Source organism: Arsenicitalea aurantiaca, assembly GCF_003994485.1.
Classification (GTDB): Bacteria; Pseudomonadota; Alphaproteobacteria; order Rhizobiales; family Devosiaceae; genus Arsenicitalea; species Arsenicitalea aurantiaca.
Window position 1 is genome coordinate 107,911 of the sequence record NZ_RZNJ01000005.1, and the last position, 13,577, is coordinate 121,487.

Annotated in this window: 16 protein-coding genes; 6 read left to right on the top strand and 10 right to left on the bottom strand. The window is 65.7% G+C overall.

Annotation, left to right across the window (positions count from 1 at the left end; genetic code table 11):
- Nucleotides 1-168 precede the first annotated feature (168 nt).
- The gene (locus tag EMQ25_RS14475; RefSeq protein ID WP_127189316.1) at nucleotides 169-1,212 is read left to right on the top strand and encodes an aspartate-semialdehyde dehydrogenase; all 1,044 of its coding nucleotides are present in this window, start codon (nucleotides 169-171) and stop codon (nucleotides 1,210-1,212) included.
- A gap of 93 nt (nucleotides 1,213-1,305) precedes the next feature.
- Here EMQ25_RS14475 and EMQ25_RS14480 read toward each other — a convergent pair whose 3' ends face one another.
- On the bottom strand, nucleotides 1,306-1,677 hold the full coding sequence (locus EMQ25_RS14480; RefSeq protein ID WP_127189317.1) for an EF-hand domain-containing protein: 372 nt from the start codon (nucleotides 1,675-1,677) through the stop codon (nucleotides 1,306-1,308).
- A 233-nt stretch (nucleotides 1,678-1,910) separates the two neighbouring features.
- Nucleotides 1,911-2,570: a carbonic anhydrase gene (locus tag EMQ25_RS14485; RefSeq protein ID WP_127189318.1), complete on the bottom strand. Its 660-nt coding sequence runs from the start codon at nucleotides 2,568-2,570 to the stop codon at nucleotides 1,911-1,913.
- 68 nt (nucleotides 2,571-2,638) lie between these two features.
- Between EMQ25_RS14485 and EMQ25_RS14490 the strand changes: the two genes are divergently transcribed.
- Nucleotides 2,639-2,848, top strand: coding sequence for a DUF1737 domain-containing protein (locus EMQ25_RS14490; RefSeq protein WP_127189466.1), 210 nt, complete (start codon nucleotides 2,639-2,641; stop codon nucleotides 2,846-2,848).
- A gap of 64 nt (nucleotides 2,849-2,912) precedes the next feature.
- Here the strand turns inward: EMQ25_RS14490 and EMQ25_RS14495 are convergent, their stop codons facing one another.
- The 4 genes from EMQ25_RS14495 to deoD form a co-directional block, all read right to left on the bottom strand.
- Nucleotides 2,913-3,194 carry a hypothetical protein gene (locus EMQ25_RS14495; protein ID WP_127189319.1) on the bottom strand — a complete coding sequence of 94 codons (282 nt, stop codon included), beginning with the start codon at nucleotides 3,192-3,194 and terminating at the stop codon, nucleotides 2,913-2,915.
- Nucleotides 3,195-3,283: 89 nt separating this feature from the next.
- A complete protein-coding gene (locus tag EMQ25_RS14500; RefSeq protein ID WP_425290245.1) occupies nucleotides 3,284-4,108 on the bottom strand; it encodes a COG3904 family protein in 825 nt (274 codons plus the stop codon).
- 2 nt (nucleotides 4,109-4,110) lie between these two features.
- On the bottom strand, nucleotides 4,111-5,505 hold the full coding sequence (locus EMQ25_RS14505; protein WP_127189320.1) for a hypothetical protein: 1,395 nt from the start codon (nucleotides 5,503-5,505) through the stop codon (nucleotides 4,111-4,113).
- Nucleotides 5,506-5,686: 181 nt separating this feature from the next.
- Nucleotides 5,687-6,397: a purine-nucleoside phosphorylase gene (gene deoD / locus EMQ25_RS14510; RefSeq protein WP_127189321.1), complete on the bottom strand. Its 711-nt coding sequence runs from the start codon at nucleotides 6,395-6,397 to the stop codon at nucleotides 5,687-5,689.
- A gap of 152 nt (nucleotides 6,398-6,549) precedes the next feature.
- Between deoD and leuD the strand changes: the two genes are divergently transcribed.
- From leuD to leuB, 3 genes are all read left to right on the top strand, one after another.
- Nucleotides 6,550-7,155, top strand: a complete 606-nt coding sequence (gene leuD, locus EMQ25_RS14515) for a 3-isopropylmalate dehydratase small subunit (RefSeq protein WP_127189322.1) — start codon at nucleotides 6,550-6,552, stop codon at nucleotides 7,153-7,155.
- Between the two features lie 16 nt (nucleotides 7,156-7,171).
- On the top strand, nucleotides 7,172-7,810 hold the full coding sequence (locus EMQ25_RS14520) for a CPBP family glutamic-type intramembrane protease (protein WP_158626094.1): 639 nt from the start codon (nucleotides 7,172-7,174) through the stop codon (nucleotides 7,808-7,810).
- Nucleotides 7,811-7,888: 78 nt separating this feature from the next.
- Nucleotides 7,889-8,986, top strand: a complete 1,098-nt coding sequence (leuB, locus tag EMQ25_RS14525) for a 3-isopropylmalate dehydrogenase (RefSeq protein ID WP_127189324.1) — start codon at nucleotides 7,889-7,891, stop codon at nucleotides 8,984-8,986.
- Nucleotides 8,987-9,186: 200 nt separating this feature from the next.
- Here leuB and EMQ25_RS14530 read toward each other — a convergent pair whose 3' ends face one another.
- Nucleotides 9,187-9,798: a DUF4893 domain-containing protein gene (locus tag EMQ25_RS14530; protein WP_127189325.1), complete on the bottom strand. Its 612-nt coding sequence runs from the start codon at nucleotides 9,796-9,798 to the stop codon at nucleotides 9,187-9,189.
- A gap of 126 nt (nucleotides 9,799-9,924) precedes the next feature.
- Here EMQ25_RS14530 and EMQ25_RS14535 point away from each other — a divergent pair, with 126 nt between their 5' ends.
- Nucleotides 9,925-10,239, top strand: coding sequence for a hypothetical protein (locus EMQ25_RS14535; RefSeq protein ID WP_127189326.1), 315 nt, complete (start codon nucleotides 9,925-9,927; stop codon nucleotides 10,237-10,239).
- An 18-nt stretch (nucleotides 10,240-10,257) separates the two neighbouring features.
- On the opposite strand, the gene EMQ25_RS14540 is transcribed toward EMQ25_RS14535, so the two are convergent.
- From EMQ25_RS14540 to EMQ25_RS14550, 3 genes are all read right to left on the bottom strand, one after another.
- The gene (locus EMQ25_RS14540) at nucleotides 10,258-10,698 is read right to left on the bottom strand and encodes a metallopeptidase family protein (protein WP_244606600.1); all 441 of its coding nucleotides are present in this window, start codon (nucleotides 10,696-10,698) and stop codon (nucleotides 10,258-10,260) included.
- Nucleotides 10,695-12,104, bottom strand: coding sequence for a 3-isopropylmalate dehydratase large subunit (gene leuC, locus EMQ25_RS14545; protein WP_127189327.1), 1,410 nt, complete (start codon nucleotides 12,102-12,104; stop codon nucleotides 10,695-10,697). Before leuC ends, EMQ25_RS14540 begins: the two co-directional genes overlap by 4 nt.
- Before the next feature lie 91 nt (nucleotides 12,105-12,195).
- Nucleotides 12,196-13,560, bottom strand: a complete 1,365-nt coding sequence (locus EMQ25_RS14550) for a lipopolysaccharide biosynthesis protein (protein WP_127189328.1) — start codon at nucleotides 13,558-13,560, stop codon at nucleotides 12,196-12,198.
- Nucleotides 13,561-13,577 lie beyond the last annotated feature (17 nt).

Genomic DNA, 13,577 nt, shown 5'->3' on the forward strand with positions numbered 1-13,577 from the left:
TCGCGGGCCAAGAGGCCGGGCACGATTGCCCGGGCCGCGCGCCCGCGTCCAGCAAAACCACCAAAACCGTCTGACGTCGCTCCCCGGGCCACCTCCCGCCGGGGAGAGGCCGAGCCAAGCTGGCCGCGATCCAGGGTCGCGCGGGGGCGTAAACGGGTAGAGGGACAGATGTCCAGATCTTATCGCGTCGCCGTCATCGGGGCCACGGGCAATGTGGGCCGCGAGATGCTCAACATTCTCGACGAGCGCAAGTTTCCCGCAAGCGAGGTCATACCGCTGGCCTCATCGCGCTCGATCGGGCGCGAGGTCAGCTATGGCGACCGGACGCTCAAGTGCCGGGACCTCGAGAATTTCGATTTCGCAGGCGTCGACTTCGCACTGATGTCGGCCGGCTCGGCCATCGCCAAGGACTGGGGCCCGCGCATCGGCGCCTCGGGCACCATGGTGATCGATAATTCGAGCTACTGGCGCTATCACTCGGACGTGCCGCTGATCGTGCCGGAGGTGAATGCCGGTGCGCTCGTCGCATACATGGCCAATCCGGACCGGCGCAACATCATCGCCAACCCCAATTGCTCGACGGCGCAGCTCGTCGTTGCGTTGAAGCCGCTCCACGACCTCGCGACCATCACGCGCGTCGTTGTTTCGACCTACCAGTCGGTGTCGGGCGCGGGCAAGGAAGGCATCGACGAGCTCTACGACCAGACCAAGGGCATCTTCGTCACCGACGCGCCGACCCCCAAGAAGTTTCCCAAGCAGATCGCCTTCAACGTCATCCCCCATATCGATGTGTTCATGGAGGATGGCTACACCAAGGAAGAGTGGAAGATCCTCGCCGAGACCAAGAAGATCCTCGATCCCAAGATCAGGGTGTCGGCCACTGCGGTGCGCGTGCCGGTCTTCGTGGGGCATTCCGAGGCGGTCAACATCGAGTTCGCCAATCCGATCACGCCCGACGAGGCGCGAGAGGCCCTTCGCGAAGCTCCGGGCATCATGGTCGTCGATAAGCGCGAGGCGGGCGGCTACATCACGCCCATCGAGTGCGTCGGCGATTACGCAACCTTCGTGTCGCGCATCCGCGAAGACGTGACGGTGGAAAACGGGCTCGCCATGTGGGTCGTCTCGGACAATCTGCGCAAAGGCGCGGCGCTCAACACCATCCAGATCGCCGAAACGCTGATCGAGCAGGGCCTCGCGCCCCGCGCCGGCTGACCCAAAAAGCGAAACCGCCGCTGCTTTCGCAACGGCGGCTCACTGTCAGTGTCCAGTGCGGACGGGGGATACTCCCCCGTCGAGCGCTAAGGATTAGTTGACGGTACCCGTTTCGTCATCGCTGTCGTCGGTGTCATCAACCGGGGTGTCGACAGTGCCGGTATCGGTCGTGTCGCCTTCGCTATCGACTTCGCCGGTCGGGGTGCCGTCACCGAACTCGAAGGGGCCCATCTGTGGGGCGAGGAGACGGAGTTCTTCCATATCGAGCTCGCCATCACCATTGGTGTCGGCGGCCATGAACTGAGCTTCGCTCACGTCAGGGAAGGCAATCTCAAACTCGGCCCAGGAAATGGTGCCGCTGCCATCGGTGTCGACGGCATCGAACGTCGTCGGCTGCGCGGCTGCGCCACCAACCATCAGAGCAGAAAAGCCAAGTGCGGCCATGGGGATGAAAATCTTCTTCATGGTTATTCTCCATGTTTGTTATCGGGTCGACAGCATGCTCGCTGTCGAGCCCCTGTCGAAGGATCCGTTTCGGTCATCCGTACCCAAATAACACGCGAGCGCCGCGCCGGTTCCCGAGGAAACGGATGCGTGATCGATCGGGATTTGCGTAAAGATGTAAAGAGGGATCTGCGCCGGAACTTGCCTAAACGGCTCGGGCACGCGCGAACGGGGCGCTCAGCGGTCCCGTTCCATCACAATTCCGGTTCGTCGACTGTTTCGGCACGGAGAAAGTCTCCGCTGTCGGCGTCCATGACCCAGAGTTCGCCGGCCGATATGTCGAACCACGCGCCATGGAGCGCCAGCGTGCCCTCACGCACCATCCGCTCGACATAGGGAAAGGTCATGAGGTTGTTGAGCGAGTTGCGGATCGAGATGCGTTCGAGTGCCGTCTGGCGCTCCGCTGCGGTCATGAAGCTGTTGCCCCCGACCTGCTCGGCGACGGGGGCGAGCAGGCTCATCCACTTGCCGATGAAGTCACCCTCGTCGAGCGGTTCGGCAGAAGGCGAGAGCGCGGCATGGATGCCGCCGCACCGGCCATGGCCCAGAACGACGATATTCTCGACCTTGAGGGAATTCACCGCGAACTCGATCGCCGCCGAGGTGCCGTGCTGCCCGCCGTCGGGTTGGTAGGTCGGCACGAGATTGGCAACGTTGCGCAGCACGAACAGCTCGCCCGGCCCGCGATCGAAGATCGTCTCGGGCGCGGCGCGGCTGTCGCAGCACGCAATGATCATGGTGGAAGGCTTCTGCCCGTCCTGGGCGAGCGCCCGATAGCGGTCGCGCTCGCGCGCGTAGCGCCCCGCCATGAAACTGGCATACCCGTCCAGAAGCTCACGAGGAAAAGACTGCATGGGATTTCGATTAGCGCTAAGAGGCTGGCTTGGCAACACGATCGGTGCATTTGCAGGAGGAAGAGACGATGCTGATCTACCGCTTTTTAACCGGAGAGGACGATTCCGCCTTCTGCCACAAGGTCACCAAGGCTTTGAGCGAGGGTTGGGCGCTCCACGGTTCCCCGCAATATGCGTTCGACGCGACGAGCGGGCTCATGCGTTGCGGGCAGGCGGTCACCCGCGAAGTCGCCGACCAGCCCTATGATCCGGACAAGAAGCTCATCGACTATCGCTGAAGGCCCGAACCAAATGAAAAACGCCGGCGTCTGCCGGCGTTGAGGAGATCGGTACCAAGAGGCGTCAGTTGTAGTCTCTGCGCGGCACCAGTTCATATTCGGGCTGGCTTCCGGGATTGACCTTCAACGCCAGGTGCTGCCGGTCGAGTTCGGCAAGCCACGCCGTCCACGAGCACGGGCTCAACCCGTCATCGATCGAGGGCGCTGCCTGTGGCCGCTCGGCTCTCTTGTCGAAGCTCAGCGTCAGCTTTGCCCGCATTTCGCCGAGCCGATCGCGCACGCTCGAAATCGCCGGCTGACCGCGACGGGCACTGACCCACGCCCTTATGTCCTTGTGTCTGACCAAAGTCTGTGTCTCCCGCATCTCAGGCCTCCCCACCTGTCCATGATCGGCCAACGCCGGACCACGTCTCCGGTTCCACCGGATTTACAACTTTAGTCGGTGAGTTCGGTGGCGAGCTTGAGCTCGGTCAATTCCTCCGCCGAAAAGTAGTAGAGCCGATCGGGGGGCGTCTCGAGCGCATGCAGCCAGAGGGCCGGTTCCACGCCCATGTCCTGCAAATGACGCGTGATCACGGCGGTGGTGCGCTGTGCGTCGGACATGGCGAGGCCCGCCGCGCGGGCGCCCTGCGGCAGCTGATCGGCATCGACCATGGCATAGACCTGATGGACCCCGATGGCTGCGGTGCGGCTCGCCACCCGGTCGCTCCCGCCCGCAAAGATCAGCGGGCAGGAGGAGGCGCAGAGCTCGCCCGAGCCGATGCTTGTGGGAAAGCCCTTTTCATGGATCAGCCGCCCCATCTCGAGGGCGTCCGTCACCGATCCGCCCGGGGAATTGAGCGCGATCGTCGTAATGTATTCGGCCCGCGCCTCGAGCTCGGTCCGGAACCGTTCGGCCGCGCCAACATCGATGCTGCCGGTCACCTCGAGCCGCCCGCCCGATCCGAGCGTCACGGTGAGCGGGGCTTCGAGCAGGGCCCGGTCGGTGGTGATGGGCGGCCCGGGCGCTGCGGCTGGTCCATCGGGATCGAAGGCGGGCAAATTGGGCCGCGTCGGAGCGCCGAAGGCCGGCGCCTCGACGGCGCTCAGCTCGCGAAAATCGACCATCAGCACCGAAAGCGTGCCCAAGAGCATGGCGTAGAAGGCGAAGCGGAGGATCTGCCCGTCATCGATCCGGGCGATGCGCGCCAGAAGTCCCCGCGGTGCCGGGCGATCCTCGTCCGGGTTCTGATCCTCAGGCGTTGCGACTGTCCCGCTCATGCTCAGCGCGCCGGACCGTCGCCACGCTTGCGCTGGTTGACGTCGATCGGGGTGACGATCGTCTCCTCGGGTTCGGCGCGTACCGGGTCTGCCGGCGGGGTCGGTGCCTGCGCCTGTGCGGCCGGGGTCGGATAGGAGACGGCCGGGGCCACTTCGGGGGTCGCCGGCGTGGTCTCGGGGCCTGCCGGCGCGGCGGCCAGCGGGGCGGGGAACCCGCCCATCCGCCGGTAGAGATCCATGGCCCGGATCATCTCGGCGGCGCTCACCGTCTCGGCTTCCTCGATTTCGGCCGCTTCCCGCCGGAGGGCGTCGTGGACGATCATCAGCACCAGCACGAGCACCACCGGCAGCAGGTCGATCGAGATGGCGCCGGCCCAGGATGGCGCGAAATCGCTCCAGTACCGGAGCACTGCCTCCGCGGTCGAAAGCGGCACGAAGCGTCGGGGCTCGACCCGCGGCTCGTTGAGGATGGCGTCGGCTGCCTGGCTCAGCGCCGCCGATTGCGCAGCGACCGAGGCCCGGACGTTCTCCATCACCTGGTCCTGCCGCAGCACGAGCCCGGCATTGCCGCCATCGGCAACGGGCGCGATGAACCCCAGAGACAGATCTTCGGCAGCGCGCTTCACCGACGGGGCGACGCCCGTTTCCTGCAGCGCCGAGATCACGGCGGAAAGCTGAACCACTTCGGCGGCGAACTGGTCCGACCGGGGAGCAACCGCGCCCCCCGCCGAGACCAGCTCCCGCATCGTTGCCAGATGTTCGGTGCCGCGCTCGAAAAGCGCGTTGACCTCGGCACGCGACCCCGAGATGGAATTGCCCAGCTCGTTCATCTGCGCGCTCATCTGGGTGAGGAGCTGGACGACCGAGCCCGAACCCGAGGTTCCGGTCAGCGCGCCGCCCTCGCGCTCGTCGGCGGCAAGGCGGGAGAACCGCTCGGAGGCGCGTTGCACGTCGGGGAGCAGGCTCTGGGCGGCCAGCGCATTGGCATGGGCTGCGTCCAGATCCCCCACATAGCCCTCGAGCGTGACGGCGAGGTGCTGCTCGAGCGCGGCGGAACCGGCCAGCGCGGCGGCGTTCAGCCATGAGGACATCGCGATGATCATCAGCGAGCCCAGCATCATGGTCAGAAAGAGCGCGATGCGCCGTCCCATGCCAACGACGAGCGGCACGAAGCGCAGCATGAAGCTCCAGAAGGCGTAGATCGCGACCGAGACGGCGGCCGAATAGATGATGGCGGCAAAAAAGACGAAGGTCGCCGACCCGTCGAGCAGGCCCCGCACGCCCAGATAGGTATAGACCCCGCTTGCGAGCGCGAGCACGGCGAGCGCGAAGCGCGTCATGGTCTCGATGCCGATCACGGTGTCGTTGAGCCGAAGGGCGGTGGATTTGACGCGCATCAAGGCTTCCCCGGTGACGCTCCGGCCGGAAGGGCGCGGCGCTGTTGGCTGCCGGTCGGGCCATGCCCCGCACGCATGGCGACCGCCGCGCAGTCTAGCATCCGATTACGATCAAGAACACGGCGCAAACATGGCCCACAGGGTCGGCCCGAACCCGCCGCGTTGACACTTGCGTGAGACCTCAGGCTGAAATCGCGACGTCGAGGGCCAGGGTCGCCATGTCCTTTAGCGAGGTCTGCCGGTCCGCTGCGCTGATCTCCTCATGGGTGACGAGGCAGTCGGTCATGGTGCAGATGGCGAGCGCCCGGGCGTCGAAGCGCGCCGCCAGCGTATAGAGCGCCGCCGCCTCCATCTCGACCCCGAGCGCGCCATGGTCGATCAGCGCCTTGTATGAGGCGAGCCCGTCATCATGATAGAAGATGTCGGACGAAACCATGTTGCCGACATGCCAGTTCATGCCGGCCGCGCTCGCCCGGTCGACCGCGTCGCGCAGCAGCGAGAAATCCGCGAGCGGGGCAAAATTGTAGGGCCCGAACGCATCCTTAACGATCGTGGTATCCGTCGATGCGCCCTGGGCGATGATGAGATCGCGCACCTTGACCTTTGCGTTGAGCCCGCCGCAGGTGCCGACCCGGATCAGGGTCTTGAGCCCGTAGACCTTGATCAGCTCGTGCACATAGATGGTGAGCGAGGGCTGGCCCATGCCGGTCGCCTGCACCGATACGCGCTTGCCCTTCCAGGTCCCGGTATAGCCGAGGCAATTGCGCACCGAATTGACCAGGACGGCGTCCTCGAGAAAGGTTTCGGAGATCCATTTGGCGCGCAGCGGGTCGCCGGGCAGCAGGACGGCATCGGCATAGTCGCCGGGCTTGGCATGATTATGAGGCGTCATAGGTCTCTCGCAGGGTCGATTTCGGCGATCCTAGCCGAGCCAATCGGCCGCGTCACGCCGGGGCGAGGCCATAACCGGCTTGACCTGTGACCGGACCTTGCGCCATGAAGCGCGCACGCCTTCGTTCAAGGGCGCGATACGGGAGATCAGGCATGGACAAGTTCACGACATTGACCGGCGTTGCGGCACCGCTGCCGATCATCAATATCGACACCGACATGATCATCCCAAAGCAGTATCTGAAGACGATCAAGCGGACCGGGCTCGGCACGGCGCTCTTTTCGGAGATGCGCTACAAGGAGGATGGCTCGGAGAACCCCGATTTCGTGCTCAACAAGCCTGCCTATCGCAGCGCCAAGATCATCATTGCCGGCGACAATTTCGGTTGCGGCTCGAGCCGCGAGCACGCGCCCTGGGCGCTGCTCGATTTCGGCGTGCGCTGCGTCATCTCCACGAGCTTTGCCGACATCTTCTACAACAATTGCTTCAAGAACGGCATTCTGCCGGTCGTCGTCACCCCCGAGCAGCTCGAACTGCTGCTCGACGATGCCGAGCGCGGCTCGAACGCGACGCTGACGGTGGATCTGGAAAACCAGACCATTTCGGGCCCCGATGGTGGCTCGATCCATTTCGACATCGATCCGATGCGCAAGCACGTGCTGCTCGAAGGGCTCGACGACATCGCAACGACGCTGAAGAGCGATGCCTCCATCGCCGGGTTCGAGCAGAAGATGGCCGAAAGCCGTCCCTGGCTCTAGGCCCGGATCCGGGGGCGTGACGGCGTCCCAGCGTGGGCTCGTCCTCCACGCAGTCCTTGCGATCGGGTGTCTCTGCCTTGCCGTGCCGTTCCTGACCACGGTCTTCGGCGGGCCCGTCGGCTATCTTCTGAGCCTCGGGCTCTACTGGCTCGGCTTCTGCGTCCCGGTCGTCTTCCTGCACCTGGGCGGTCGCCTCGCGAGGCTATACGATCCGCGCCTCGCGACCGCACAGAGCTGGGTGGCGGTGGTGCTCGGGCTGCAGGTCGCCCTCGTCTTTGCGGCGGGGCTGCTCCCCAATATCGGCACCATTCCCCTCGAGGCCTTCGCGCTCGCACTCCTGCTTGCCCTCGTCAACGCGCCGCTCGAGGAGGCCGCCTGGCGCGGCGGCTTTCTCGAGCTTTTCGCCGACCGGCCCGTGCTCGGTTTCTGGCTCTGCTGGGCGCTCTTCACGGCCTGGCACGTGCCCCTGGCGCTCGCTCATGGCATTGCCTATGAGGGCGGATGGCCCGCGCTCGTCGGGGGCGCTGCGGGGCTCGGCCTCATCTGGTCGGCGATCGCCTGGCGCACCGGCTCGATCTTCTGGGTCAGCATCGCGCATCTCTTCACAAATCTCGTGACCTTTCCGGTGCTCATTGCACGAAACGGCTTTGTTTGAGCGCTTGCGCCACCATGGGAAATGGCGATAACTCTGCCCCCGAGAAAAGGCGTAACCACCAGTACGGACGGATCCGACATGGCCCAGAAACTCTTCCTCCTTCCCGGCGACGGGATCGGCACCGAAATCATGGCGGAGGTCGAGAAGATCATCGCCTGGCTCAACAGCCAGGGGGAGACCGAGTTCGAGATCGATACTGGTCTCGCGGGTGGCGCTGCCTATGACGCGCATGGGGTGGCGGTCACCGAGGAAGACGTGCAGAAGGCGCTTGCCGCCGACGCGGTGATCTTCGGGGCGGTGGGCGGCCCGAAATGGGACAGCGTGCCCTATGAGCACCGGCCCGAAGCGGCGCTTCTGCGCCTGCGCAAGGAACTCGCCGTCTTCGCCAATCTGCGCCCGGCCATCTGCTATCCCGCCCTCGCCGATGCCTCTGCGCTCAAGCGCGAGCTGATCGAGGGGCTCGACATCCTCATCGTGCGCGAACTGACCGGCGGGGTCTATTTCGGCGAGCCCAAGGAGATCACCGATCTGGGCAATGGGCAGAAGCGCGCCATCGATACGCAGGTCTACGAGACCTACGAGATCGACCGCATCGCGCGCGTCGCCTTCGATCTGGCCCGCACGCGCGGCAACAAGGTGCATTCGGCCGACAAGAAGAACGTCATGAAGTCGGGCGTGCTCTGGGACGAGGTGGTCCGCGGCGTCGCCAAGGATTATCCCGACGTCACCTTCGAGCACATCCTCGCTGACAATTGCGCCATGCAGCTCGTGCGCAATCCGCGTCAGTTCGACGTGATCGTCACCGACAATCTCTTCGGGGACATCCTCTCGGACACCGCCGCGATGCTGACCGGTTCGCTCGGCATGCTGCCCTCGGCCTCGCTCGGCGCGCCCGATCCGGCGACCGGCAAGCGCAAGGCCTTCTACGAGCCCGTGCATGGCTCGGCGCCCGACATTGCGGGCAAGGGCATTGCAAACCCGATCGCGATGATCGCAAGCTTTGCGATGGCGCTGCGCTATTCGTTCGGCATGGTCACGCTTGCCGACCGGCTCGAAAACGCCATTGCCGCCGTCCTCGCCGATGGACTGCGCACCGGCGACATCGCCCAGGACAACCGGCGCACCGTCGGCACCGAGGAAATGGGCGCGGCGATATTGAAGCGCCTTTCGGCCTGAGCGGAAATGGATTGCCGGGACGAGCCCGGCAATGACGGTGGGGAGGGAGCGGCGTTCTCCGGCCGTGCAGGCCCACGGCATGGGCTTGCTCCACCTACCACCAAGCCATCCAAACCCGTCACCACCGGGCCTGTCCCGGTGGTCCGGCGGCAGGGCTGGGGAGGGCGGACGCGCCCGGCGATAACGCCGCCCCGGCGCCTTCAGCGGGGCCGCAGCTCGATGGCGTCGTGGAAGGATTCGAACCGCGGCCGGGGCAGTTCGAGAACGAAGTGGCGTTCGCCCTCGCTTCTCGCGGCGAGGCATCCGACCTGGTCCCGCTCGGCGTCCTGCCCGTAATAGCGGGCCTCCTCATCGGCATAATTGCCCGCCCCGCGATAGAGATAGCCATCGCCCGAGGCAAACAGGGTGCCGGTGAAATTCTGCGATCCGGTGATCTTGGTGATGGTGAAGGCCTGGGCTTCAGGGGTCACCCGGCAGCGGAACCATTGATAGACGACGATCGGGGTCAGCCCGCCCATCTTGATTGTGCGGCAGTCATATTCGCCCTCGAGCAGGCTCGCATCGACCGGGGCCACGCCTTCCGCATAGAGCTCTCCCATCACCGCCCGATCCGCCTCTGCGCCGCCCGCTGCGGCTGCGGCCATGGCGCGGGTACGGCTCCGGTCGAGATCCTCGAGGCGCTCGAGGTCGGCTTCGGCGAGCTCGAGCCCTGGGTCGGGCGCCGCGCAAAGGCCCGCCAGCGCCGGCTGCGTGGCGAGTGCGAGCGTCGCGGCTACGACAAACGCACGGGCGAGAGGACTTGCATGCGCCATCTTTGATCCTTGTCATTGAAGCTTGTGTGCTCACCACACCAGATGGTCGGGGCAGCTTTGCGGCAGGTGCGGAACCGGCGGGGCTGCCCCTCGGTTAATGGGGCACACCGAAAAGGGGAGCCATCAATGTCCAAAATCCTGACCCGCCACGACGAAATCCGCCAATGGGCCGAAGCGCGCGGCGGCAATCCGCTGCTCATGGAGATGCCCGATGGCACGGGCGGCTCGCGCACGCTGCTGCAGCTCACCTTCGGCCAGCACTACCTCAATGCCGATGAAAACGAGGGGCCCGACCGTCCCGGCGGCTTCGATCTCGTAAGCTGGGACGACTGGTTGGCGGCCCTCGAGGCTAATGGGCTGGCCATGCGGGTGTCTGATGATCCTGCGGGTGGCAATGAGGCGGAGTTCGAATTCGTCGCGCGAGATGGCGAAACCGCCTAGGCGACGGGCCGGCAGACCTCAGTTCTCCTCGGCATCGGCCCGCGCTTCGATCTCTTCCATGTCTTCGTCGGAAAAGCCGAAATGGTGGCCGATCTCGTGGATGAGGACGTGGGTGACGATCTCGCCCAGCGTCTCGTCCTCGTGCTCGGCCCAATAGTCGAGAATGGCGCGGCGATAAAGCCAGACCCGGTTCGGCATCTGTCCGGTCGCGGGCACGACGCCCTCTTCGGTCAGTCCCACGCCTTCGAAGAGCCCCATGAGCTCGAACGGGCTCTCCATGCCAAAGCCCTCGAGGACGTCATCCTCGGCAAATTCGGCGACCGAACAGGGCACGCCGGCCACCAGCTCCCGGAACGGTTCGGGCAGGCCGGCAAGGGCTTCGAGCGCCATCGCTTCGAAATCATCGAGCGATGGCGCAGTCGCGTTGGCCCAGCGATTGGCAGACGGGGTTTCCGTCACCGCCACTCGCGAATGTCGACGAAGTGCCCGGTGACCGCTGCAGCCGCTGCCATCGCGGGCGAGACGAGGTGCGTGCGGCCCTTGAAGCCCTGACGGCCCTCGAAATTGCGGTTCGAGGTCGAGGCGCAACGCTCCTGGGGACGGAGCTTGTCGGCATTCATGGCAAGGCACATCGAGCAGCCCGGCTCGCGCCAGTCGAAGCCCGCCGCCTTGAAGATCACGTCGAGCCCTTCGGCCTCGGCCTGTTCCTTGACGAGGCCCGAACCCGGCACGACCATGGCGCTGACGCCCTCGCGCACCTTGTGTCCGCCCGCGAGCACCGCGGCTGCTGCCCGCAGATCCTCGATCCGGCCATTGGTGCACGAGCCGAGGAACACCCGGTCGACAGCGATGTCGGTGATCTTGGTGCCCGGCACGAGGCCCATATATTCGAGCGCCCGCCACTTGCTGGCGCGGCGGTTGGCATCCTCGATGTCATCGGGGTTGGGGACCGTGCCGGTGACCGAGATCACGTCCTCGGGGCTCGAGCCCCAGGAGACGATCGGGGGCAGCTTGGAGGCATCGAGCCGCACTTCGCGGTCGAAATGGGCGCCCTCGTCGGTATAGAGCGTCTTCCAGTATTCGAGCGCCATGTCGAACGCCCGGCCCTTGGGCGCGCGCGGACGGTCCTTCACATAGGCGAAGGTCTTCTCGTCGGGTGCGATCAGGCCGGCGCGGGCGCCACCCTCGATGGTCATGTTGCAGACCGTCATGCGGCCTTCCATGGAAAGGGCGCGGATGGCCTCGCCGGCATATTCGAGCACATGGCCATTGCCGCCGGCCGTGCCGATCTCGCCGATGATGGCGAGGATGATGTCCTTGGCGGTGACGCCGGGGGGCAGCTGCCCATCCACGGTCACGCGCATGTTCTTGGCCTTCTGCTGCACCAGCGTCTGGGTGGCGAGCACATGCTCGACTTCGGAGGTGCCGATGCCATGGGCAAGCGCCCCGAAAGCGCCATGGGTCGAGGTGTGGCTGTCCCCGCAAACGATCGTCATGCCGGGGAGGGTAAAGCCCTGCTCGGGGCCGACGATGTGCACGATCCCCTGCCGGCGGTCGAGCTCGTCATAATATTCGACGCCGAAATCGCGGGCGTTCTGGGCGAGGGTCTCGACCTGCAGCCGGCTCTCGGGATCGTCGATCCCGAAACGGCGGTCGGAGGTCGGAACGTTATGGTCGACCACGGCGAGCGTGCGTTCGGGCGCGCGCACCTTGCGGCCGGCCAGCCGCAGCCCCTCGAAGGCCTGCGGGCTCGTCACCTCATGGACCAGATGGCGGTCAATATAGAGAAGCGCGTTGCCGTCCTGGTTGACGCCGACCTGATGGTCGTCCCAGATCTTGTCGTAAAGCGTTCTCAGCGTGCTCATCTGCGGGCCATTCCATAGCGAAAAAGGGAACTGGGCCCGTTTCTAAGCCCGTGCGCGGGCCGGGGTCAAGCGCGGGGCGCAGTTGGCGCGATTACAAGGATGCGACCGGCCCTGTGCGATTGGCAAGCCGGCCCATGCGGAAGGCCCCGAGGAGGCTCGTGTCGAGCCCGATATGCCGGCGCGACCAGAGCGCGATCGCGGTCTGGGCAACAATGCGCGCCCCCATATTGGCGGCGGCGGCGCCAACTATGCCGAAAAGCGGAATGAGCGCGAGCTGGGCCAGCATGCCCAGCCCCATCAGTCCCCCGAAAATGCGCACATAGGCGCGTTCGTGCCCGGTCATCATCATCACGATGCGCGATGGGCCCGTTGCGGCATCAAAGAGCAGCCCCACCCCCAGCAGGATCAGCACCAGATGCCCGTTGGCGGGCACCGGTCCGAAAAGCGAGAGGAGGCGGTCCCCGAAGAGCACGAAGCCGGCGAACACGACGAGCGAAAAGACGAACCCGCCCCAGGCACAGAGCGCGGCCACGGCCTGGGCCTTGCGCATGTCGCCCGCATGATAGTGCCGGGCCACCATCGGCGCGATGACGAGGGTGAGCGCGAAGGTGAAGAGCGTGAGTAGCCCGGCGGTGCGGAAGGCATTGAAATAATGCCCCGCCTCCTCGGGCGCGATCATCAGCCCCACGAGGATGATATCGACATTGAGCGCGGCGCTGTCGATCAGCGTGCCGAGGAAAAACCAGCGGCTCGCCCCGCCGCGCCTTTGCACATAGTCGCCCAGCCCCTCGCGCCCCGGCTTCAGCAGGAGCCGTCTATGGCGCGTGGCGATCGCCTGCAGCATGAGCGCCAGCCCCAGCGTCGCCGCGGTCAGCAGCAGCGCCTGCCAACCCGAGAGCGAAAGCCCGACCCCATAGAGTGCAGCCACGAGCACCGGCAGCGTGATCCGCCAGACGAGGTCGCGCGGCGCGAGCGCGATCCAGACCGACCCCTGGGCGCGGAGTGCCGCCGAAAAATACTCTGCAAGTGCCATCGGCACGATCAACGCCGCCGCGGCAAGCAGGTGCCCGGTCGCAGCCGACCCATCGATGAGCCTCAGGGTCAGGGCCCAGAAGACGAGACCGAGCGTGATGGCGCTTCCTGCAAGAATGGTGATGGCGCCCCCGGCGCGCAGCGCTGCGCGGGCGCGGTCGGGCTGGCCCGCCCCCGTCTCCTCGGGCCAGTAGCGCAGGATTGCGGTCTGCTGGCCCATCGAGGCGGCGATCGACAGCAGCGTCGCGAGCGACAGCCCGAAGGCGAAGAGTCCGTATTCGGTCGCGTCCATGGCGCGCGCGAGGACCACATAGGTCAGGTAGGTGAGCCCCGCCGTCGCAGTCTTGATGAGGAGCGAGGCGAGGGACTTGCCGAGCCCCTCGGCAAGCGTGCTTCTCAGATCGCGTGCCGGTTTCAGGATCATCTGGTCTTGCGCCTGGC

Coding starts and splice junctions, on each gene's coding strand:
- EMQ25_RS14505 (WP_127189320.1), bottom strand. CDS start 5,505: ATGCGCGTCAAATCCACCGCCCTTCGGCTCAACGACACCGTGATCGGC.
- deoD (WP_127189321.1), bottom strand. CDS start 6,397: ATGACGCCTCATAATCATGCCAAGCCCGGCGACTATGCCGATGCCGTC.
- leuD (WP_127189322.1), top strand. CDS start 6,550: ATGGACAAGTTCACGACATTGACCGGCGTTGCGGCACCGCTGCCGATC.
- EMQ25_RS14490 (WP_127189466.1), top strand. CDS start 2,639: ATGCTGATCTACCGCTTTTTAACCGGAGAGGACGATTCCGCCTTCTGC.
- EMQ25_RS14480 (WP_127189317.1), bottom strand. CDS start 1,677: ATGAAGAAGATTTTCATCCCCATGGCCGCACTTGGCTTTTCTGCTCTG.
- EMQ25_RS14500 (WP_425290245.1), bottom strand. CDS start 4,108: ATGAGCGGGACAGTCGCAACGCCTGAGGATCAGAACCCGGACGAGGAT.
- EMQ25_RS14530 (WP_127189325.1), bottom strand. CDS start 9,798: ATGGCGCATGCAAGTCCTCTCGCCCGTGCGTTTGTCGTAGCCGCGACG.
- EMQ25_RS14485 (WP_127189318.1), bottom strand. CDS start 2,570: ATGCAGTCTTTTCCTCGTGAGCTTCTGGACGGGTATGCCAGTTTCATG.
- EMQ25_RS14550 (WP_127189328.1), bottom strand. CDS start 13,560: ATGATCCTGAAACCGGCACGCGATCTGAGAAGCACGCTTGCCGAGGGG.
- EMQ25_RS14535 (WP_127189326.1), top strand. CDS start 9,925: ATGTCCAAAATCCTGACCCGCCACGACGAAATCCGCCAATGGGCCGAA.
- leuB (WP_127189324.1), top strand. CDS start 7,889: ATGGCCCAGAAACTCTTCCTCCTTCCCGGCGACGGGATCGGCACCGAA.
- leuC (WP_127189327.1), bottom strand. CDS start 12,104: ATGAGCACGCTGAGAACGCTTTACGACAAGATCTGGGACGACCATCAG.
- EMQ25_RS14475 (WP_127189316.1), top strand. CDS start 169: ATGTCCAGATCTTATCGCGTCGCCGTCATCGGGGCCACGGGCAATGTG.